Origin of the sequence: Leptospira yanagawae serovar Saopaulo str. Sao Paulo = ATCC 700523 (assembly GCF_000332475.2) — a bacterium.
GTDB lineage: Bacteria > Spirochaetota > Leptospiria > Leptospirales > Leptospiraceae > Leptospira_A > Leptospira_A yanagawae.
This window is the reverse complement of record NZ_AOGX02000015.1, coordinates 970,712-991,660: the sequence shown is the minus strand read 5'-3', so window position 1 is coordinate 991,660 and position 20,949 is coordinate 970,712. Positions and strand designations below refer to the sequence as shown.

16 protein-coding genes and 1 pseudogene are annotated in these 20,949 nt (G+C 37.6%); 13 read left to right on the top strand and 4 right to left on the bottom strand.

What is annotated here, in order from left to right:
• Window positions 1-50 precede the first annotated feature (50 nt).
• From ppk1 to LEP1GSC202_RS08365, 8 genes and pseudogenes are all read left to right on the top strand, one after another.
• On the top strand, window positions 51-2,129 hold the full coding sequence (ppk1, locus tag LEP1GSC202_RS08400; RefSeq protein WP_244147671.1) for a polyphosphate kinase 1: 2,079 nt from the start codon (window positions 51-53) through the stop codon (window positions 2,127-2,129).
• A gap of 10 nt (window positions 2,130-2,139) precedes the next feature.
• Window positions 2,140-3,552: an FAD-binding oxidoreductase gene (locus LEP1GSC202_RS08395; protein WP_015677603.1), complete on the top strand. Its 1,413-nt coding sequence runs from the start codon at window positions 2,140-2,142 to the stop codon at window positions 3,550-3,552.
• Window positions 3,553-3,660: 108 nt separating this feature from the next.
• Complete coding sequence (locus tag LEP1GSC202_RS08390; RefSeq protein ID WP_039928403.1) at window positions 3,661-4,002, top strand: hypothetical protein; 342 nt, start codon at window positions 3,661-3,663, stop codon at window positions 4,000-4,002.
• 260 nt (window positions 4,003-4,262) lie between these two features.
• Window positions 4,263-4,649, top strand: coding sequence for a hypothetical protein (locus LEP1GSC202_RS08385; protein ID WP_015676873.1), 387 nt, complete (start codon window positions 4,263-4,265; stop codon window positions 4,647-4,649).
• A 102-nt stretch (window positions 4,650-4,751) separates the two neighbouring features.
• Window positions 4,752-6,170 (top strand): TolC family protein, encoded by a 1,419-nt coding sequence (locus LEP1GSC202_RS08380; protein ID WP_015677436.1) that lies wholly within the window; start codon window positions 4,752-4,754, stop codon window positions 6,168-6,170.
• 1 nt (window position 6,171) lies between these two features.
• Window positions 6,172-7,179 (top strand): efflux RND transporter periplasmic adaptor subunit, encoded by a 1,008-nt coding sequence (locus LEP1GSC202_RS08375; RefSeq protein WP_015676686.1) that lies wholly within the window; start codon window positions 6,172-6,174, stop codon window positions 7,177-7,179.
• A 1-nt stretch (window position 7,180) separates the two neighbouring features.
• On the top strand, window positions 7,181-7,930 hold the full coding sequence (locus tag LEP1GSC202_RS08370; protein WP_015676824.1) for a hypothetical protein: 750 nt from the start codon (window positions 7,181-7,183) through the stop codon (window positions 7,928-7,930).
• A pseudogene (locus LEP1GSC202_RS08365) lies at window positions 7,923-11,072 on the top strand (efflux RND transporter permease subunit); the annotation flags it as partial. The gene LEP1GSC202_RS08370 and the pseudogene LEP1GSC202_RS08365, both read left to right, overlap by 8 nt.
• A 356-nt stretch (window positions 11,073-11,428) precedes the next feature.
• Here the strand turns inward: LEP1GSC202_RS08365 and LEP1GSC202_RS08360 are convergent.
• Genes LEP1GSC202_RS08360 through LEP1GSC202_RS08350 form a run of 3 tightly spaced genes read right to left on the bottom strand, consistent with a single transcriptional unit; the run spans window position 11,429 to window position 14,031 of the window.
• Window positions 11,429-12,697 carry a porin gene (locus LEP1GSC202_RS08360; protein WP_015677195.1) on the bottom strand — a complete coding sequence of 423 codons (1,269 nt, stop codon included), beginning with the start codon at window positions 12,695-12,697 and terminating at the stop codon, window positions 11,429-11,431.
• Between the two features lie 33 nt (window positions 12,698-12,730).
• Window positions 12,731-13,132 carry a hypothetical protein gene (locus LEP1GSC202_RS08355; RefSeq protein ID WP_015676800.1) on the bottom strand — a complete coding sequence of 134 codons (402 nt, stop codon included), beginning with the start codon at window positions 13,130-13,132 and terminating at the stop codon, window positions 12,731-12,733.
• Between the two features lie 20 nt (window positions 13,133-13,152).
• Complete coding sequence (locus LEP1GSC202_RS08350; protein WP_015677163.1) at window positions 13,153-14,031, bottom strand: DUF455 family protein; 879 nt, start codon at window positions 14,029-14,031, stop codon at window positions 13,153-13,155.
• Window positions 14,032-14,095: 64 nt separating this feature from the next.
• On the opposite strand from LEP1GSC202_RS08350, the gene LEP1GSC202_RS08345 reads away from it, so the two are divergent.
• The gene (locus LEP1GSC202_RS08345) at window positions 14,096-14,434 is read left to right on the top strand and encodes an MGMT family protein (protein ID WP_039928399.1); all 339 of its coding nucleotides are present in this window, start codon (window positions 14,096-14,098) and stop codon (window positions 14,432-14,434) included.
• A gap of 1 nt (window position 14,435) precedes the next feature.
• Window positions 14,436-15,338: a bifunctional hydroxymethylpyrimidine kinase/phosphomethylpyrimidine kinase gene (gene thiD / locus LEP1GSC202_RS08340; protein ID WP_015676973.1), complete on the top strand. Its 903-nt coding sequence runs from the start codon at window positions 14,436-14,438 to the stop codon at window positions 15,336-15,338.
• A gap of 18 nt (window positions 15,339-15,356) precedes the next feature.
• On the opposite strand, the gene LEP1GSC202_RS08335 is transcribed toward thiD, so the two are convergent.
• The gene (locus tag LEP1GSC202_RS08335) at window positions 15,357-17,420 is read right to left on the bottom strand and encodes a sigma-54-dependent Fis family transcriptional regulator (RefSeq protein WP_039928694.1); all 2,064 of its coding nucleotides are present in this window, start codon (window positions 17,418-17,420) and stop codon (window positions 15,357-15,359) included.
• A 301-nt stretch (window positions 17,421-17,721) separates the two neighbouring features.
• On the opposite strand from LEP1GSC202_RS08335, the gene LEP1GSC202_RS08330 reads away from it, so the two are divergent.
• From LEP1GSC202_RS08330 to LEP1GSC202_RS08320, 3 genes are read left to right on the top strand one after another with little or no spacing between them, the layout of a single operon-like run.
• Window positions 17,722-19,650, top strand: a complete 1,929-nt coding sequence (locus LEP1GSC202_RS08330; RefSeq protein WP_015676538.1) for a GAF domain-containing SpoIIE family protein phosphatase — start codon at window positions 17,722-17,724, stop codon at window positions 19,648-19,650.
• On the top strand, window positions 19,647-19,970 hold the full coding sequence (locus LEP1GSC202_RS20380; protein WP_015677057.1) for a PP-loop family protein: 324 nt from the start codon (window positions 19,647-19,649) through the stop codon (window positions 19,968-19,970). The genes LEP1GSC202_RS08330 and LEP1GSC202_RS20380 overlap by 4 nt, the downstream gene beginning before the upstream one ends.
• Window positions 19,946-20,947, top strand: coding sequence for a tRNA lysidine(34) synthetase (locus LEP1GSC202_RS08320; protein ID WP_051125301.1), 1,002 nt, complete (start codon window positions 19,946-19,948; stop codon window positions 20,945-20,947). The genes LEP1GSC202_RS20380 and LEP1GSC202_RS08320 overlap by 25 nt, the downstream gene beginning before the upstream one ends.
• The last annotated feature ends 2 nt before the right edge of the window (window positions 20,948-20,949 follow it).

Here is a 20,949-nt window from a genome sequence, read left to right as displayed (position 1 = left end):
CAAAAGGATTAGGAATTTACAGAATTTTTTCCTTCCCAAATCCTAGAATTATGACTGCTAACCCTACAGAAAAAATAGAACTGGGGAACCAAAATATCTTTTTCGACCGCGAACTTTCTTGGGTCGACTTCAATTACCGCGTACTCGAAGAATCCTTTGATAAAGAAAATCCACTTTTAGAACGCCTTAAATTTTTATGCATCACTGAGTCCAATTTGGATGAGTTTTTTATGGTGCGAGTGGCAGGGCTTCTCAATTTAAAAAATGCTGGGATTGAGGAAAAAAGCCTCAATGGAAAACGAACTTCTGAAACCATCGCAGAACTGTATTCCAAAGTTGGCCAATTTGTCAAAAAACAATATGAATCCTTAGATGAGATCTTAATCGAACTGAAGGAAAACAAAATTGTTGTGGTGCAAGATCCAAGTGAACTGGCAGGGGATGACATCCAATTTGTAAAAAACTATTACAAAAGAGAAGTTTCCTCTATTCTCACACCACTTGCCATCGATCCGTCTCACCCTTTTCCCCACATTTTGAACCGTACACTGAATTTAGGCATCACTCTCTATTCTGATGATGACAAAAACAAGATGAAGGAACTGTTTGCAATTGTCCAGGTGCCAAGTGTACTACCTAGATTTTTACAACTGCCCCCTAACCAAGAATCGGATACCCGAAGGTATTTTCCATTGGAAGAAATCATCAAACTCCACTTAGGTGACTTGTTCTATGGAATGAATGTAAAACAAATTCATACATTCAAAATTGTAAGAGATGCTGATATCTCAATCAACGAAGAACAAAACATTGGTGACCTCCTCACTACAATGAAAAACGAACTTAAAAATAGAATGTGGGGTGATGCAGTTCGTTTGGATGTCCACTCTGGTGCCGGCCATATCAAAGAACTTCTACGAGGACTTTTGGAACTCGAAGAATACCAAGTGATGGAAATACCCACTTTACTCAGTTTAAACGACATGATGTTCTTTCAAGGACTGGAAAAAACAAGCCATTTAAAGTTTTCCTATCCAGTTCCAAAATCAGGATTTGCAGCAAAAAAAAGTGAATCGATTTTTTCTGAAATTCGTAAAAACGATCACCTCCTCCACCATCCGTACGAAAGTTTTAAGTCCATTGAAGATATGTTAAAAATTGCAAGCCAAGATCCCAAAGTTCTTGCAATCAAAATGACATTGTACAGAACCTCAGGGGATTCACCCATTATACAATACTTAGGTGAAGCCGCCGAAAATGGAAAACAAGTAACTGTCCTCGTTGAACTTAAAGCTAGATTTGACGAAGAACGAAACATCCGTTGGGCAAAAAAATTAGAAGATAGTGGAGTACACGTTGTCTACGGAGTAGTTGGCCTTAAAATTCACTGTAAGATGTTACTCATTGTTCGTCGGGAAGAAGACAAACTCAATCGTTATGTCCACCTCGGAACCGGAAATTATAATTCCACAACAGCAAGGTATTATACGGATATCAGTTTGTTTACAGCAAATCCTGAGATCACGGAAGATGTTGCCATCCTTTTCAACACCATCACTAGTTCCGGTAAGATGCCAAGGTTATCTAAAATTTATGCGGCACCAACTTTCTTAAAGGAAGAGTTTTTACGACTCATCCAAAGGGAAACTGAAAATGCCAAAGCGGGAAAACAAGCTCGAGTGATTTTTAAAATGAATTCTCTCGTAGATCCAGATGTGATCCTCAAACTTTATGAAGCATCCCAAGCGGGCGTTAAAATTGACTTAATCATCCGTGGAATCTGTTGTTTACGCCCTGGAATTCCGGGGGTTTCGGATCGAATTAATGTTCGTTCCATCGTGGGCCGGTATTTGGAACATTCTAGGATTTATAGTTTTGAGAATGGTGGCAAACCAGAAGTGTATTTGGCCTCTGCTGATTGTATGCCAAGAAACTTCCTTCGCCGCATCGAAGTGATGTTTCCCATCTTACAAGACAAACACAAAAAACGAATCGGTAAGATATTAGAACTTTTGATCCGAGACAATACACAAGCACGTGTATTAGAATCAGACGGTAGTTATACAAGACTCACTCCTGGAGATGATGATCCAGCTGTGAATTCTCAAATTGATATGGTTGATATCTAAAGGAACCAAAATGGATTTTACAAAAACAAAAATAGAACTAGGGAAACTCATCGGAGAAAAAAAAGTCATCCAAAAAAATGATGGCACGATGGATGAATCATTATTCAATTCTTATGGTACAGATCGCACAAAAGTATACCCACCTAACTACCAAGTGTTGGTATTCCCGGAAAGTACAGACGATGTAGCCAATGTTGTATCCTATGCCTACCAAAATGGAATTCCGATTGTTCCTTCTGGTGGTCGAACTGGATATGCAGGTGGAGCTGTTGCAAAAGACGAAGAAATTGTTATCTCTCTCTCCAAAATGAACCAGGTATTAGATTTTGATCCTTTCCTTGGCACATTGCAGATCCAAGCTGGAATGATCACAAAAAACCTTCATAAGGAAGCGGAAGAAAGAGGATTTTATTTCCCCGTTGATTTTGCGGCGACTGGTTCTAGTCATATCGGAGGAAACATTGCAACAAATGCTGGCGGTGTACGTGTTGTACGGTATGGTCTCATTCGAGACTGGGTATTAGGCCTTACTGTTGTAACGGGGAAAGGTGAAGTGTTTCGTTTTAATGGTGAAATTTTAAAAAACAATACAGGATATGACCTAAAACATTTGTTTATTGGATCAGAAGGGACTCTTGGCATCATCACAGAGGCAGTTGTCAAACTCACGAAACCTCCCAAAGACATTCGAGTGATCTTTTTAGCAGTCCCAGAATATAAAAATATTTTAGAAATTTTTAAAGAAACACATAACTTTGATTTACCGCTATTGGCATTTGAATTTTTGACAGACTACTGTTTAGAAAAAGTAAAAGAACATTTAGGAGTTCCCGACCCATTCCAATCGCCTAGCAAGTATTATGTTCTGATGGAATTTGAAGTGAATAATGAAACCGATGAGGAAAAACTTTATTCCATCTTGGAATCCATCACCGAAAAGGAACTCATCTCCGATGGTTCGATTGCACAAAATTCCAGACAAAACGAAACCTTCTGGAAATATAGAGAAGGGATTTCCGAGTCTTTGTCCCTTGCTTATACAGTTCATAAAAATGATATCTCTCTCCCACTTCGGAACATGGAGGCGTTTTTAGATGAAATGTCGGCCCTTCTTTCGAGTCAATACCAGGGATTTGCCATAGCCCTTTTTGGACATATAGGAGACGGGAACCTCCACCTCAACATCGTAAAACCGAAAGAACTTTCCGACTCTGATTTTTTCAAACAATGCAAACAAGTGGACCCTGATATGTTCCTACTCATACAGAAATACAAAGGTTCCATTTCGGCGGAACATGGGATAGGGCTTTTGAAAAAGGATTACTTAGGATTCTCACGTTCCCAAGGGGAACTGGACACGATGCGAGCCATCAAAGCCGCCTTTGACCCAAAAGGGATCCTCAATCCAGGAAAAGTGCTCTAAATCCAAACAGATTGCAAAACTCTTACTTTTTTTGGTCGATCTGCTTAATTGATAAGCAAACGCCAAAAAAATGCTAGATTTTAATCAGAGATCGTCTAAACTGTAACTATGTTCAGAAAGATCACAAACATATTGGGTGTCACACTCCTTACGTTCTCTCTGGGCAGTGCTTTCCTTTCGGAAGAAAACGTCCTGATCCGGACTCGAGGGGCCAAATCCTCACGAGTTTCGGGAAAATCACAACTTTCAGGTTCTCATTTGCTTTCTTCTCTTACCTCCTCCTCGGAAGAAGGGACTGGCACAAAAGATTTAGAAGACATTGTCACTTGGAATGGAAGAGGCATAACAGGGGTTTGGGGGCATACACTTAGTACGAGCTCACAAAATGACTCCCAGTGTGATTCCTTTCTCCTTTCCAACCAGTACTTAAATCTACCTCCACCCGTATAACTCCTCTCTACCGCTTTAACCTGTGTCCCGTTAGGGGCACAGGATGTTTTTATATTCATTTCCTATAGAAATGTTTCTCATTTGCCAAAACTTTCCAGACTGTACCAGAGTGTTTTCTCTCTCTGGACAGTCTTTTTTTTGAGAATGCATTCGTCTCCTCTCCTAGAAACTGAGCAAATTGTAGACTTTATTGGTTCATACGAAAAAATAATCGTGATTTTAAGATTGAGTACAGACCTAAATAAGAATTTGTGGACATTATGACGGGACATTGGTCAAACAAACTGATTGCGCTACTCCTTGTGGCAACTGTAGGTTTCCCATTTGATTGTACATCAGATGCAGTCTCCGAATACTTTGAAGCAAATCTTCAACAGATTAAAAAGTCATATTCAAACAAACTAGAAGTAAGTGATTCTGCAGAAGATGTCACGATAGATGTTCCTCAAATCACTTCTATTGACGAAAATGCAACTCTCAGTCGCTCTAGGGCAGATTTTTTAGATTTCTTCAATGATTACAAAAGTCATGAATTATCTGAAGATCTAATTGTTTCTTACATTGATTTACTTTCTATCGGGATCAACCTTCCCAACCTTCTATCTTCTCTTCTACTCAACATTCCACCTCCTCTCTCATTCGCATAAACCTTTTTCGGCATTTACGAATCAGGACGTGTATGCTCACCAAACAGGGTGGAAGTATGCCCATATTCGTTGCACTTTAGAAAATTTAAAATTTGGTAACTTATGAACGTATATTACAAATTAGGTATCTACCTATCGCTTTTTTTTGTGACCTCACTTCTTTCAGAAGGAATGAAGGTTGCACAGGCAAGTGAAGCACTTCGGAGACAATTAACTGATGAAAATCCAAGGACATCCCTTGGTTCTAGTTTGTATCCTGATGACCAAAAATTTTCCAAAGAAATTGATTTAGAAACTGCTGAATCACTTCTTTGGAAAAACAACTTATTACTCATTGCCTCTCGATTTCAAATCGATGTTAAAAAAGCTGGAATCTTACAAGCAGATTTATATGCAAACCCAAACATTGCGATTGACCAAAGTGTGTATGCAGAACCAACCCAAAGGTACTTTGATACCACTCGTTCAGGACAATCCGTAGTCCAAGTTCAACAAGTTTTTTTATTAGGTGGTAAGATCGACAAACGTGTGAAAGTTGCTGAATTAAATGCAAAAATCTCAGAACAAGAGTTTTATGATTTAACCAGAGCCCTTATCACAAAATTAAGAAGGACATTTTATACAATTTACTTTTATAAAAAGGCAGTTGTCTTTTATGACCAAAGTATTGCATCCATTGAAAAAACTGTCGAATCATCTGAACTTGCTTACAAAAGAAGAGCGCTCCTACAAGCAGAACACTTACGTTTGAAAGCCCTTCTCTTTTTCTTAAAAAAAGAAAGAGAAGACCTTGCCATTAAAGTTTATGAAAAAGAAGCAGAACTTAAAGTTTTGGTGAATGATGATCTCTATCGCGATGCAAGAGTCGAATTTGTCCCCAAAATCAATGAAAGGCAATTGGATGCCATCATTCCAAACACAGTAAAACTAGAAGATTTAGTTGAGATTGCTCGTGAAAATCGCCCTGATTTAAAAAAAGCCTTACAAACACTTCGATACGAAGAAGCAAATCTGGAATTACAATATGCCAATGCAATACCTGATTTATCTTTTGGTCCAGTTTATAACAGAGGTGGTACTGCCTTCCAAAATTATTGGGGAGTCACCGCACAACTCAGTGTTCCACTATTCGATCGGAACCAAGGGAATATCCAAGCTGCAGAAAAAGCAATTTTGGTACGCAAACAAGAATTAAAGAACAATATTTTGGAAGTGGAAAATGAAGTGGCTGTTGCATATCAATCTGCACGAATCAAAGACGCTTTGTACAAACGATTCATCGATGCTTATATTAAAGATTATGGAAGTTTATCCTTAGATATGATCATGAGTTATGAAAAGAAATACATTACAATCTTAGAGTTTGCCGACTTCTTTGAAACCTATCGTTCTAGTGTGGTAGAGATGTTAAAACTCCAAACGGATCGTATGGAAGCCATTGAAAATGTAAACTATGCAGTGGGTAAAGGTATCTTTATCCCAAAATCTGAAAACCAAACTTCGCCAAGTACTGAGGAATAAAATGTTAATCACATTAAAATCATTAAATCAAAAAGCAAAAATCCTCCTGATTTCCGGAGTCGTTTTAATCGTTATCGCGATTTTATTTTTGGTCTTTTCGAAATCTGCAAAACCCGCTCACAAACACCCGGAAAAAGCAGAAGTATTCGATGATGGACTTCGTATTGTCTTTAAACCAAATAGTCCAGGCCTTGAAATCGTAAAATCAACGGTGATAGGTGGTGGAGGTGAATTTGTTAGTTTGGAAGCTCCTGCACGACTCATTGCTTCCACTTCTCCTTCTGTAAGTAATGGCGCAAGGATCATACTCTTCGAATCGGCAGAGTTAAACGATCTTTATGTTGGTTATGTCCACGCCAAAAACAAACTCCATCGTTCCAATAAAAACTTAAGTCGTATCAAAGACATGTTTGTACATCGTGTAGCCACGGAAAAAGACTTGGTGGAATCAGAAACAGATGCAGGGAATGATGCAGCGGAACTTGCTGAATTTGAAGGGAAACTCCGCGCCCAAGGATTAAATCCAAGTGAATTGAGTACGGCAGGAAGTTTGAAAGCATGGATCATCACTGATGTTCCTGAATCACAAATTTCTACATTAAAAAAAGGAAAAAAAGTCAAAGTGGTTTTTGCATCCTTTCCTGATGAAGAGTTTATCGGAACAGCAGAAGCCATCGGAGATAACGTAGATCCACTCACAAGAACTGCAAAAATGCGTATTATCGTTGTTAACGATAAATACCGTTTGAAACCAGGGATGTTTGGTGTTGTTAAATTTCCTGAACAAACTGGCGGGGACAGTGTGGTTTTACCTTACACAGCAATTGTTACAGTGGAAGGGAAAAACTATGTATTCGTCGAAGAAAAACCACTCACATTCAAAAGGCGAGAAGTTGTCCTTGGGATCTCAACCAAAGAACGAGTGAATATCATTGAAGGTCTGGCTCCTGGAGAAAAAGTTGCGATCCAAGGTTCCATTCTGCTCAAAGGATTAAGTTTTGGGTTTTAAGATGAAATATCAATTATTCTTAATCTTCTTTTTATTTTTTGTTGGAACCAATTTGAGTTCGCAAACTTCTCCTTATCCTAAGGATAAAAACGGAAACGAAATCAAACCGGAATGGACACCTTCAGATTCAAAAGATTCGGCATTTGGTGCTGATGAAACTCTCAACCCAAAAAGTTTAGATGAAAAACGATTACCGAAAACAACTAATTTTTGGGTTTATGGTGCTTCCATTGGTTCACCTGCCAGTATTAATTTCAATTTAGGTTATTATTGGAAAGATATCGTATTACGAGGATCAGGTGGTGTTTGGGGACCACAATGGAAAGGGGGTCAAATTGATTTGGGTTATACCTTTTGGAAAACACCAGTTATCTCCCACAGTATATCAATTGTAGGTGGATATTTTGAAGTGAATCCATTTGCTCCTGAGGTTGGACGCGGAGGACAATCATCTTATCCAACAGGAGTAAATGTTCCAGGATACAATCGAAGAGATCCAACACAAGAAGATCTACTCATTCGGTCCTATATCAATTCGATTGATTCCAATGTAGCAACCTTTCTTGAATATGAAAGCCGTGAGAGGCAAAAAGTGCATCTCACTCAAAGATACATTGGTCTCACTTATGATTTCTTACTTGGCAATTTCTTCCTTCAGTTAGGTGGAGGAATTGGACAAGGTGACTACCGAAACCCACAATTATTATTACAGATGGGTTACCTCTTCAATACGAGGGAATATCATGATTAAAGATTTAATAGAAACAGCTTTAAAAAATCGTGTCACCACGATCATAGCAGCCATCGTAGCCGTTTTATTTGGTATTTGGGCTTGGATCGACATTCGTAAAGAAGCTTATTCGGACATTGCAGACACTCAAGTACGACTCATTGCTAAATTCCCAGGAAAAGCTGCAGTTGAAGTTGAAGAAAGAGTTACTCTTCCCATTGAACGTGTATTAAACGCAATTCCAAAAGTTGCTGTCCGAAGGTCTAGAACCATCAATGGATTAGTTGTGTTCCAATTTGTTTTTGAAGATGGAACCGATGATTATTTTGCACGAATGCGTCTTATGGAACGAGTTGCTGACGCTGATTTACCAGAAGATGTACATCCAGCATTAGGACCAATGAGCTCACCTGTTGGTGAGATCTATCGTTATGTATTAGAGTCATCCGAAAACCATACACCGATGGAATTGCGAACCATCCAAGATTGGATCGTGATGCCTAAGATGTTACAAATTCCAGGAATTGCCGATGTGGTTACATTTGGTGGTTTACCAAAACAATACCATGTTGTCACATCTCCCGATAAACTCATTCGATACAAATTAACGATTGGCGATGTGATCAGAGCCATCCAAGAAAACAATTTGAATACGGGTGGAAATTTACTCCTTCAGGGTGAACAAGGTTTTCCGATACGTTCCCTTGGTGCCATTCGCGATCCTAAACACATTGAAAACATTGTTGTGAAAACAGTGAATGGAGTTCCTGTCTTCATTCGTGATTTAGGTTCTGTTGAGATTTCTCATCCCATCCCAAGTGGTGTTTTAGGTTATACCATCCAAAACGATGAGGAAGGACTCATAGATGTAGATTCATCTGTGCAAGGTTTGGTGGCGATGCGTCGATGGGGTGATCCAAATGAAATGGGAGAACGAATCCGCGAAAAAGTAAAAGAAATCAATGATAACTACCTTCCGAAAGGAGTACAACTTCGAAACACTTATGACCGAACAGACCTAGTCAATTATACCTTACGTACCATCGGTAAAACTTTGGTGGAAGGAGTTGTTGTCGTAAGTTTGGTTTTAATATTTTTTATCGGAAGTGTTAGGGCATCACTTGTTGTTGTGGCAACCATTCCTTTTGCCATGTTGTTTGCGTTTTTACTTATGAACATGACAGGGATTCCTGCCAGTTTACTTTCTCTTGGTGCGATTGACTTTGGGATCATTGTCGATGGGGCCGTTATCATGGTGGAAAATATCATGCGGCGTTATCGTGATGCCACACCAGAAGAAAAATCACATGGTATACTCGCCTTTACGAGAGATGCTGCATCCGAAGTAGGGACAGAAATTCTATTTTCGATTTTAATCATTATTTTAGCCTACCTTCCCATCTTTTCTTTTGAACGGATAGAAGGACGATTGTTCAAACCAATGGCATTTACCATCTCCTTTGCCATATTAGGTGCTCTAATCTTTGCGATGGCAGTGATCCCTGTGATCATGTCCATCATTTATAAACATTATTTTGAATCTAAGAACCCAGGACCAATTGAATGGCACAATCCATTTTATGATTGGATCGAAGTTCGTTACAAACGATTGATTGAATTTATTGTAGATCGATCTAAAAAAGCTGTGCGTTATACATTCAGTGTCGTAACAATTTTTCTTGCGATTGGTATGTTTTCATTAGGAACAGAATTTTTACCTGAAATGGATGAAGGTGGATTTAACATCCGTATCTTTTTTCCAGTAGGAATTTCGTTACCTGAAGCAAGAAAGTTTATGCCAAAAATTCGGCAAACTGTTTATAAAAATGAGCAAGTGAGCGTTGTCATTTCACAATTAGGAAGAAATGATGATGGGACTGACCCTCTCCCACCTAACCGTTTAGAGGTCTTAATCGGATTAAAAGATTATAGTAAGTGGAAAGAAAAAATCACAAAACAAGAGCTATTACTCCGGATGAAAAATGATTTAGAGGCGACTCTACCGGGAGCAAGGATTAGTTTTTCTCAACCAATTATGGACAATTTGTCAGAAGCGATTATGGGAACAATTGCTGACCTTGCAGTATTTGTCTCTGGTAATGATCTCAAAATCATGAGAGGGATCGGAAACGAAGTACTCAAAGAGATCAAAGAGATGAAGGGTGCTAGTGAGTACGGGATTGAACAAGAAGCAGAAAGTCCTCAACTTACCATCAATATCAATCGGGAAGCAGCCGCACGTTTTGGTATCAATGTGATTGATATCCAACAAATGATTGAAGCAGCCATTGGTATGCAGAGGATCAGCACATTGTATGAAGGACCATCTGATATCCCTCCCAAAACTCCTGCACGTTTTGGAATTGTAGTTCGATTTTCAAAAGATTACAGGGCCTCCAAACAAGCGATTGAAAATATGCCCATCATTTCACCAAAAGGAGAAAGGATCCCCTTATCTCAGTTAGCAGATATTGAGGTCATCGATGGACCAACGATGATCTTTCGCCAAGAAGGAAGAAGGGTGGTGACTGTCCGTACCAATATCCGGGGACGCGACCAAGGGGGATTTGTTTCCGAACTTCAAAAAAGAGTGAAGAAAAAAATCAAACTTCCTGATGGATACGAAATACGATTTGGTGGGCAATATGAAAACTTATCACGTGTTGGTAAAAAATTAGCAATTGTTATCCCAATTACAGTACTCATCATCTTCGGTGTATTGTACCTTTTATACCGCAACCTAAAGTATGTTTATGTTGCACTAGCTTGTATTCCACTTTCTTTACTTGGTGGAATTTATGCGCTCTTACTTCGAGGGTATTACTTCAACGTTTCTGGAGGAGTTGGATTCATCTCTCTATTTGGAATTGCGACGATGGCAGGTGTTCTATTTGTTTCCAGAACCAATCACCTCCTCATTGAAGAACCAGATATTTCTACAAAAGCTGCAGTAAAAAAAGCTGCCGTTATCCAATTACGGCCTATGTTAATGACCATGTTACTGGCGTTACTTGGTCTTATCCCCGCCACTTTAGGAACGGGTGTGGGATCCGATGTACAAAGACCTCTTGCAACGGTAATTGTAGGTGGACTCTTTTCTGCGATGTGCCTTGTTTTAACGATCCTACCATCCTTGTACTTAGTGGTTGTCGGGGAAAGAAAACCGAGTGCAAAAGAATTAGAGGAAATGAGCCATAAAAAACACATTCCTTTCATTGATTTTGTGAATGAACTCAGTGAAGAACCTCTTGAAGAAGAGGATGAGGAAACCCTTCCTCAAAAGAAGAAAAAACCTTCAAAAAAAAGGAAAAAAACTTAGCACACAAAATGTATATGATTTAGGAATGAGAAATCATTTCTAAATCATTCATTCATTCATTCATTCATTCATTCATTCTTTCTTTCTTTCTTTCATTCTGTTTCATTACAGAAAATTGTTTTTTTGAAAGTTAGTTTCGTTTCAGCATAACGGAATGAATCATCTTCTTACATTCCCAAGTTTTCATCTCCAACCAAATCTCAGATTCGAATTGAGGCTGCGACAACAAACAGTCGTTCTACTCGTGTTCTTTTGTTTTGGTCCGTTTCGAAAACTGGATCCATGGATTCCCTTTGGATCGCTTCCAACCTCAATAACCCAGGTTGCCATTGTAAAAAATCAAATGTGACTGTGTATCCGTTTGTTAAAAATCCGTTCCGAGTATAGGTTGGCGCTAATACTTGTTTTGGATCATAAAATCGTTCGAGTCTTAAACTCAAACGAAAGAGATCTTCATAACGAAAACTGGTCCAAAATGTTCCATGATACCACTGGTTGTAAACTTTTGATTCACGGCTGATGTAAATGGGCAAAACTGAGTTTACATCTTTCCACCAAGGTTCATAGGACAATGATTCCTTTGTCTTTTGTACCCCAACATCTCCCGATAATGCAAAGGCCAACCAATCCAGTGCTTTCCATTCTAGAATTGTATTATTATAAAAACGAGTTTGTTTCCGTTCAAAATCAGGTGCTTCATTTCCCGCAAATTGATTGGCAATGATCGCAAAATTTGATGTAAATTGGTATTTGAATTGTGTACCGATGGATTTGTCTTTGTTTTGATCCGTAATGTTTTGCCACCCATTCATTACGTGGAATTGGAATTGGAACTTATCAGTGAATTTCGTTGTGGTTCTCACACCAGATGAATAATAAGGTACATAATCAAGTGCCAATGCCCTTGTATAATTCCAATTCTCCGAAGAAATCCATGATTCGTGGCCTATATGTCCAAAATAAATACCAGCATCCAACCATGTATTTTGTGTGAGCTTAAATCCAACATATGCTTCTTGGATATGCTTTACAGAGTTTTGATTGGAACTAATATCTTTAGTGCTTTCTGCAGCATAATTGGTGTTAACTGAAGTTCCAAATTGTAAAGCAAATCTTCCCCTGATTTTTTCTTCCTGCCACTTAGCATCCACAAAACCTAAATTGATATTGAATTCATCATTACGAACAGCTTGTGTTGTATACGCACGTTCCTTTGTATTAGGATGATTTGCATTATGAGAATAATACGTATCTATAAACGCACCAAACTTTAGACTTTTTGGAAGTATGATGTGATTTACATCCGACTTACTTTCATTCGGTGAATTTTGTACGCTATTCGAAACCTCTTCTTTTGCTTCTTTTTTATAAGCAGAATCTTCAGAATCAATGGCAGTTAGAGCATTATTGAAGAGAAAGCAGAAAGATATGGAAGAAAAAAAGAATATGAATTTGTTTCGAAGTATCATGAAAATCCGCTCCAGAAGAGCGGATAATAGGATTTATTTTTTGAGTAATTCTTTGATCTCTTTTGGAAATCCTAATAATTCTTCAGGAACTTGGATTAATTTTTTACGATAGTTCTTTTTGTACTCTTTTTTGAACTTTGTATGACATGACTTACAAGTTTCATCTGGTTTGCCTACGGCTAGTTTTGCGTCGATGATTTCTTTCCATTCTGCTTTTTGGTCTTCGGGCGCCATGTCAGGGACTTTCTCAAGAATTTTATTGAGGTAATCAGCGTTATCCTTTTTGTCATACAACTTGGTTGCTGGTTTTGTGTATTCTTCCATAAAATCATGGAGATTCATTTCTTTTACAGACTTTGCTTTTTTCTCGGCATTTAGTACAAATCCGAAAGATACAAAGATCAATCCTAAACTCAAAAGTATTTTAACTTTCATAGCCACCTTCTCCAGAAATCCTAATCCGAATTGGATTGAGAATCAAGCCTGTTTTTACGCATTAGTTCAGGACCAAGTCCAAATTTTTTGACCGATTCCAAATTCACTCGTCCTGTATATTCATCTTCATAGTTTTCCAAGTTTTTGATAAACTGAGGATCTAATCCTGCTAAACTTCGAGTTTCCGGAAAATACAAATAACCTTTGGCTCTTCTTGGTGTGAATGGAAATTGTATTAAAGATAAATAATGTTCCCAAGAATTTTTATCTCCAGGAATTGACTTTTCAAAAGCACGAACACCTCGTTTCACATGTTTCACTTCGTCTTCAAAGATATATAACATGATATCCGATGTTAGTTTGTCACCATAAAACGAAAATACTTTCGCATATACTTGTGAATAGTCCAAGTTTGCACCTTCAAATGATAATGACATCACTGCAGAGAAAGACTCCACACTATCAAATTGTTTTAGCTGTTTCCAAAAGATATAATTTAACGGGATATCTCCAAATTGGATGCCAAAATCATTCATTCGATTGATGTACATTTTCAAATGAATTTGTTCCTCTTCAATGGTTTTGATCCATCCATTTCGAATTGATTTTGGTGCATATGGAAATGCTAATATAGCCCAAGCAAATAGTTCAATTGCCATTAATTCATGATTTGCAAAATGGTGGAGTGTTAACCCTCGATTTGATTCTAAATTCAAATGTTCGAGTCTAGGGATTTTTATTTTTTTGTCTGAGAACTGAATGTTAGGATTTCTAATCGGTTTTTCAATACGAAGAGAAGTGACATCTACTTCTTCATCCCAATGTTTTGAAGGAGGCAATAACTTATCTTCCAAATTAGGAGCAAGTAACAAATGTTTTGCGTATTCAGTTAATTTCATTGTTTTAATTTTGGAAAATGTGTTTACAAAAACGAAAAATCATTTGTAGATAATTCCAAATTCAATGAACACCGCTAATTCGAAAAGTCCGAATTTTTATGAATCCGTTTATCAGGTGGTAAAAAAAATTCCAAAAGGTAAAGTCACTACTTATGGACATATTGCCTTATTACTTGGAAATCCAAGGGCAGCGAGAGCTGTTGGGTATGCACTCAATTCATTAAAAAAAGATAGGGAGTCTGAAATCCCCTGGCAACGTGTGATCAATCGCCAAGGAAGGATTTCGTTTAAAGGAGATGTATTGCGAGCAGATTTACAAAGAAAAATCTTACAGTCTGAAGGTGTTTTCTTTGCTTTAGGAGATGATCAGTTGGATTTTGGCAAGTACGGATGGTTTCCATAATATGAAAAAAGAATACCCAATTACACTTACGATCGCTGGTTCCGATTCTGGTGGAGGTGCGGGAGTCCAAGCAGATCTCAAAACCTTTTCTTCCCTTGCTACTTTTGGAACCACCGTGTTTACCTGCCTCACAGCACAAAATCCTGATGGGGTCACAGGAATTTATGAAATTTCACCTGAGTTTGTATCCAACCAACTCCAAACAGTTTCCAATTTTTTTCCAATCAAAGCTGCCAAAACTGGGATGTTGTATTCTAAGGACATCATCAAAGCAGTGAGTGTTTTCTTTTATGAAAATCCAGATATCCAATTGGTGTTAGATCCTGTCATGGTAGCAACGAGTGGTGCAAAACTTTTGCGTGATGATGCGATCCAATCACTTACCGAAGACCTTATCCCTTTGGCAAAAATCATCACACCTAATTTAGATGAGGCGTCTCTTTTACTCGGCGAAACCATCAATCAATATGACCAATTGGTTCCAATGGCAAAAAAATTATTCCAAAAATACAATATACCTATTTTGTTAAAAGGTGGTCACCTTCCCAATGCAAGTATGGCAACAGATGTTCTCTTTGATGGAAACTCAATTTTTGAATTTTCAAAACCCTACCTGAAGGGAAAACACACTCACGGTACAGGATGTACGTATTCGGCAGCCATTACTTCCTTTTTGGCACATGGGAAAAGTTTGTCTGAGGCCGTAGGTTCTGCAAAAGAATACCTACATTTAAGCCTTGAAGATGATATCATTACAGGTCCAACTCACCATTTGAATCATTTTCCAGACCCAACACACCAACAAATGTTCGCATATTTAAGCATCTTAAAAATTAAAAATTTTAAGTTTTCCAAACATTGTTCATGTATGATTCAATGTTCATCGATTCATTGTGAAATTTGATTATATCTCTCACAATGTTTAGTATTCGATATTTAATTCTTTGATTTTTTTATCTAAAGTGTTTCGATTGATTCCCAAAAACTTCGCCACTCTTGTTTTGGTATAACGAAATTTTTTCATCGCATATTGGATGAGTCGAGATTCAACTTCACTCACTACAATTTCCATAGCACGTCCATCCAAACCATCTAATTGACCAGACGTGAGACGCCCTGAACCCAAATCCAATGGTTCTGCCCCATTCACTGCTTCCACATGATTTGGATGTGAAACTTCCACTGTGTTTTCTGGGATTTCATCCATATTGGATATAATATCAGAAAAATCTTCTTCGTTTAAGATTTCGTCTTGGGCTAATACAACTGCTCGTTCTATGACGTTTTCCAATTCACGTACGTTTCCAGGCCAACGATATTTAAGTAGAAGTTTAGATGCCTCACGTGAAATCCCTTTGATTGACTTGTTATTGTCTTTCGTATATTTTTCCAAAAAGTGATTCATAAGAAGAGGGATATCTTCTACTCGATCACGAAGCGGTGGTGTGTTGATTTTTACAACATTCAATCGATAAAACAAATCTGCTCGAAATTTCTTTTCAGCAACTAACTGTTCCAATTCGGCGTTTGTTGCAGCGATAATCCTAACATCAACTTTCTTTGCTTTGGTGGAACCAATCGCTTCAATTTCTCTTTCTTGAAGCACTCGAAGTAGTTTGGATTGTAAATTTAAATCCATTTCTCCGATTTCATCAAGGAAAATCGTTCCTGTATCTGCCAATTCAAACTTTCCTTTTTTATCTGTCACAGCGCCTGTGAAGGAACCTTTTTTGTGACCGAACAATTCACTTTCCAATAGGTTTTCAGGTATTGCCGCACAGTTAATTTTGATGAATGGATTTTCAGATCGAGAACTGTTGTAATGGATTGCATTGGCAATCATTTCTTTACCTGTTCCCGATTCTCCAGTAATGAGAACTGATGCTCTTGAATCAGCGACCAACTGAATTTTTTCAAACATCTTTTCCATACTTGCAGCTTTTCCGATAAGAGAACCAAACTTATATTTATTCTTTAGTTCTCTCTTCAATTGGATATTCTCGCGAGAGATTTCTTTTTTAGCCTCTTCAACAAGGTTTTGAATTTTTATGGATTGAGATATGATGGATGCAACAACTTGTAAAAAATCTAAAAATGATTTCAAATCTGTGTGTTTATTCTGAACAATAAATGCATTCACAACCCCTAATGTGGTTTGTTCACTAAGAATCGGAGCGCAAAGCAAACTCACGTTATGTGGATCATGTTTAAAATGAGATAAATAACCAACTCGATTTAAAAAGTCTGGATGAGTTGCAACTGATTCAATGATGATTGGTTCACCAGATTCAAATACTTTTCCTGTAATTCCCTCACCTGGTTGGTATGTACCCTTTTCGATTTCTTCCGGTGAAAGTCCAGAAGCAGCAACAATTCGTAACAAAGCTTCTTCTTTATTAAATAAGACAATACTTCCTTTTTCCAAACGAAGTGATTTTTCCATAGTTACCATAATCGAATCAAACACTTCATTTTGATCCAAGGTGGAACTTACAACTTTAGAGATTTCAATCAGAGTGGCCTGAATTTTCGTTCTTTGTTCAAGAGATCGAATTGTTTGTAAATTTTTAAAAATTTGTCCTGCTTGGTTGGCAAGTACACTTACAATTTCCAACATCTCTGGTGTGAATGCATTCAAACGGTTAGAGTCAAGAGAGATAACACCGATGATATCATCTTCTACTATCATGGGGGCAACTAACTCTGATTTGATCTCTTCCTTTACTTGGATATAATCAGGATCTTTTGAGACATCATTCACCAATTTTGCTTTTCCGGTGGAAGCGGCCATACCAGTTATCCCCTGACCAATTTTAAGTTTGGTTTCTCGGAGTAACTGCTGGTTCATCCCCCTAGAAGTGACTGCATCTATTACACTTTGTTTTTCATCGATGAGCATAAGGGATCCAGATTCGACCCCACAAATTTGGATGCAACGATCCAAAATCAACTCCAAAAGACCGTCCGGGTCCTGGGTGGAATTCATAGCAGTGGCAACGTCGTGAATGGATTGGATGGGATTGAATTTCTTCGTGCTCATAGGTTTTGCTCTTGGTCGTTACGGATTGCTGGAAAGGAAGACAGAACCATTTTGCTTAAATCTTGATCATAATGTACTATAAGCAAACAAATAAATGAATTTTTCATCATTTCACTCGCCTTCCTTTCAGTTTCAGCAGAAAAAACAACATTTGCTTATAGATTAAGCATGAATCGTACCAGGTTTCTTGGTTAGGAACGAAATTCTTGTAGCATACCAAAAAAGAAATCGGATACCCTGGCTTGGGATGAATGAGGAAACTGAATTTGAACGGATTTGTTTGCTCTGCGCCGAACCTCGGGTTCCCAGTGGGATGACAAAACAAGGTCGTTTTTTTTGCCAGACCTGCCAAAGAGAATGGATCTTAGAAAAACGCAAAATCCCACGAGTGGGGAAAAACGTTCTCAACTCCGTCGAAAAAACAGAATTCCTCTTAGAAAACCTATCTTTATTTAATTCAAGCCTTGGTCTCGAAGATTTGATGTTTCGATTCAGCGAACTCATCTCCGATCGACTCAAACGAGATAAAATTGCGATTTTCATTATCAATCTTGAGTTAGGTGAGATTAAACTAGCAAATTATTACTCTAAACAAAAACACTTAGAACGAGCCATCAAACGAATCACGTTGGATTACGATTTGAGTTATGGAATTTTAATTGAAGCGATGGCAAAAAGAGAACCTTGTTTTTATAAATTCAGCGACCAATCACATCCATTTTACTCTTTTTATTCAAAACTTACGGGCACCAAATCACAGTTAGTATTACCAATTTTATATGCTGGCATCGCCGTTGGTATGATTACCATAGATTATGATGATGAAAATAGTTTTGATTATATTGAAGACGAAGAAATTTTAAAAATTGTTGTCGGTCAATTTGCTGTATCATTACGTAACTCTTTATTGTTTTTTAAATCAAAAAATCAATCAAAACATTTTAAAAGTTTGCACACTGCAGCGCTTACTTTAAGCCAACTTTATCTCAATAACCACAATGAGATGATAAGGATGATCCTATTAACCTTGTCTGGTATCGTAGATTTATCAATTTCATGTTTAGTTGAAATTCCACCGAACACATCTAAAGCCAAAGTATTCAAAGTATACCGCGATATCGATAATTATGAACTCAAAACACAAACAGATTCTGTTGAAACTGAAGAAATCATTCCATTGGCAATGGGTCGAGAAATTACAACAGTTAACCCTTCAGAAAACTTAGTTCTGAAAAATATTGGAATTACGGGCAAAGAATCAATAATTGTACCTGTCCAATTGGAAAACCAAACGATATGTATTTTTATTTTATCTAAACAGGAATCTCGTTTTCCACATGAAGAAATCGAAGCATTAAATGCATTTGTTTCTCTTGCAAGAATTACAATGGAAAACTCAAGTTTGTACCAAAACCTTTCCATTAAAGAACGATTGGAAAAAGAAATCGAAATTGCAAAGGAAATTCAAAGTAATTTATTACCACGAAAAACGCCTGAAGCCGAGGGGTTTTCATTTGGCGGTCTTATGGTACCTGCACGTGGGATCGGAGGTGACTATTATGATTTTATCCTATCACCTAATAGAAATGAATTGTTTGTTTGTATAGGAGATGTAAGTGGAAAGGGAGTGGCAGCTGGGCTTGTGATGGCAACGGTTCGTACCATTCTACATTCATTGGTTCGTGTCAAAGATTCACCTTGGGAAATTTTAAACGATATTAATAATTACTTATACAGCAGTTATAAAGAAGCAATCACACCTAGATTTATGAGTATGATCCTCATTCGATGGAATCTTATCTCAGGTGAAGTAGAAGTCTCAGGGGCAGGCCATGGTAGTTTTTATCATTACCAGGAAAGTTCGAAAGTTTTACGATCAATCGAAACTGGTGGCGTGATTTTGGGCATAAGCCCAGACATCTCTCATTTTAGAAATGAATCAAAATTACGATTTGGTGCGGGAGATACCATTTTACTGTTTACAGATGGGGTTACTGAGGCATTAAACGCAAAAGAAACTCAATTTGGTGAGGAAAACTTAGAAAAAAGTTTTCTAACGAACATCCAATTAGAACCAAAAAAGATTTTGGAGAAAATTTATTTGGATTTAAAAGAATTTGTCAAAGAAAAGGAACAACACGATGATATCACAATGGTGGCAGTGAGAAAGATATGATTCCTGAAATCCCCACTTCGATTTCCAAACATTTTGAATCCATGCTCCATCGTATGGGAAACCAACTGCCAATGCTTTGGAGAGAGAATAAAACCAACTTTCTTTTGTCGTATTCAGGTGGGAAGGACTCGAGTATCCTCGTTTTATTTTTACATTATATAAAACAGAAATACAATATTGAAACACCACGTCTTTTTTATCTCTCTCATGGAATCCGTGAAATCACAAAACAAGAATCTGAAATGGAGAGTTATGTTAAAAGCTTTGGATTCCCACTTCATTTTGTAAAAAAAAAATCCCAAAACTTTCTCTCAAATTAAGACGAGGTCTTGAAGAGACTGGTAGACTCGTTCGTTACCACCAATTAAAAAAAATCAGCCAAAGATACCCATCCATCATCCTCACTGGACACCATTGTAAAGATTATACTGAATCAATTTTTTTACACCTAACACGTGGTGGCGGGAAAAAATCCTTTTATACACTTCCTCCTTTTGATGGGGAACGTTTTTTACCGTTAGTATTTTTGGAAGATTCCGAACTCAAAGAATTGTATCAGTTTGTAGAAACACATATGTGCATCTTTGAAGATGAATCCAATGCCGATCCCATTTACAAAAGAAATAGAATCCGTATGGATTTACTTCCCATTTTAGAAAGAGAAAAGTGGAACTTTTATAAAACCTATTGGAATTTCCATGACAAGTCCCAACTCAATCTACAATTTGAAGGACAAAATAAAAACATATCACAACACCATCCCCATCTATTTCGAATTCCACACGAAACTTGGGTAAGTCTCAGTTTATCAGCAAAAAAAGAACTGATCGATTTTTACCTCAAACTCTTAGGAATGTATCCTCTTTATCGATCAGGATTTGAAAATTTCCATTTACAATCCGAAGGTGAAAGGGCATTTTTAGAAAATAAAAACTGTTACTTATACAAATCGAAGTTTGGTGATCTATTTATCATTGATAAAAAATCACCGGCTTTCAAAAAAGCAGTTTCTTACCGCGATGGAAACCACTTAGTCATTGAATGGAACCAGAATCGTTTTAAACTGAATGACCCAGATGCAAAGTATCACCTAGGTTCGTGGCACCATGGGCAGAAAATCCAAATCCGTTCAGGAAATAAGGAAATTTCCGAGTGTATGAGGGAAAACGGAATTCCCTTTTTTCTAAGAACATTCATTCCTATCCTGTATTTTGAAAACGAACCCATCCAAATTTTATTTTCTCTCTTTTTCAAAAACGAAAAGAATTATCCGAAACGAATCTATTTGGAAAGATGATC

Bases quoted from the DNA above. Each gene is read 5' to 3' on its own strand.
- LEP1GSC202_RS08390 (WP_039928403.1), top strand. From the start codon at position 3,661: ATGTTCAGAAAGATCACAAACATATTGGGTGTCACACTCCTTACGTTC.
- LEP1GSC202_RS08370 (WP_015676824.1), top strand. From the start codon at position 7,181: ATGAAATATCAATTATTCTTAATCTTCTTTTTATTTTTTGTTGGAACC.
- LEP1GSC202_RS08350 (WP_015677163.1), bottom strand. From the start codon at position 14,031: ATGAAATTAACTGAATACGCAAAACATTTGTTACTTGCTCCTAATTTG.
- LEP1GSC202_RS08355 (WP_015676800.1), bottom strand. From the start codon at position 13,132: ATGAAAGTTAAAATACTTTTGAGTTTAGGATTGATCTTTGTATCTTTC.
- ppk1 (WP_244147671.1), top strand. From the start codon at position 51: ATGACTGCTAACCCTACAGAAAAAATAGAACTGGGGAACCAAAATATC.
- LEP1GSC202_RS08380 (WP_015677436.1), top strand. From the start codon at position 4,752: ATGAACGTATATTACAAATTAGGTATCTACCTATCGCTTTTTTTTGTG.
- LEP1GSC202_RS08360 (WP_015677195.1), bottom strand. From the start codon at position 12,697: ATGATACTTCGAAACAAATTCATATTCTTTTTTTCTTCCATATCTTTC.
- LEP1GSC202_RS08395 (WP_015677603.1), top strand. From the start codon at position 2,140: ATGGATTTTACAAAAACAAAAATAGAACTAGGGAAACTCATCGGAGAA.
- LEP1GSC202_RS08375 (WP_015676686.1), top strand. From the start codon at position 6,172: ATGTTAATCACATTAAAATCATTAAATCAAAAAGCAAAAATCCTCCTG.
- LEP1GSC202_RS20380 (WP_015677057.1), top strand. From the start codon at position 19,647: ATGATTCCTGAAATCCCCACTTCGATTTCCAAACATTTTGAATCCATG.
- LEP1GSC202_RS08345 (WP_039928399.1), top strand. From the start codon at position 14,096: ATGAACACCGCTAATTCGAAAAGTCCGAATTTTTATGAATCCGTTTAT.
- LEP1GSC202_RS08330 (WP_015676538.1), top strand. From the start codon at position 17,722: ATGAATGAGGAAACTGAATTTGAACGGATTTGTTTGCTCTGCGCCGAA.
- LEP1GSC202_RS08385 (WP_015676873.1), top strand. From the start codon at position 4,263: ATGACGGGACATTGGTCAAACAAACTGATTGCGCTACTCCTTGTGGCA.
- thiD (WP_015676973.1), top strand. From the start codon at position 14,436: ATGAAAAAAGAATACCCAATTACACTTACGATCGCTGGTTCCGATTCT.
- LEP1GSC202_RS08335 (WP_039928694.1), bottom strand. From the start codon at position 17,420: ATGAATTCCACCCAGGACCCGGACGGTCTTTTGGAGTTGATTTTGGAT.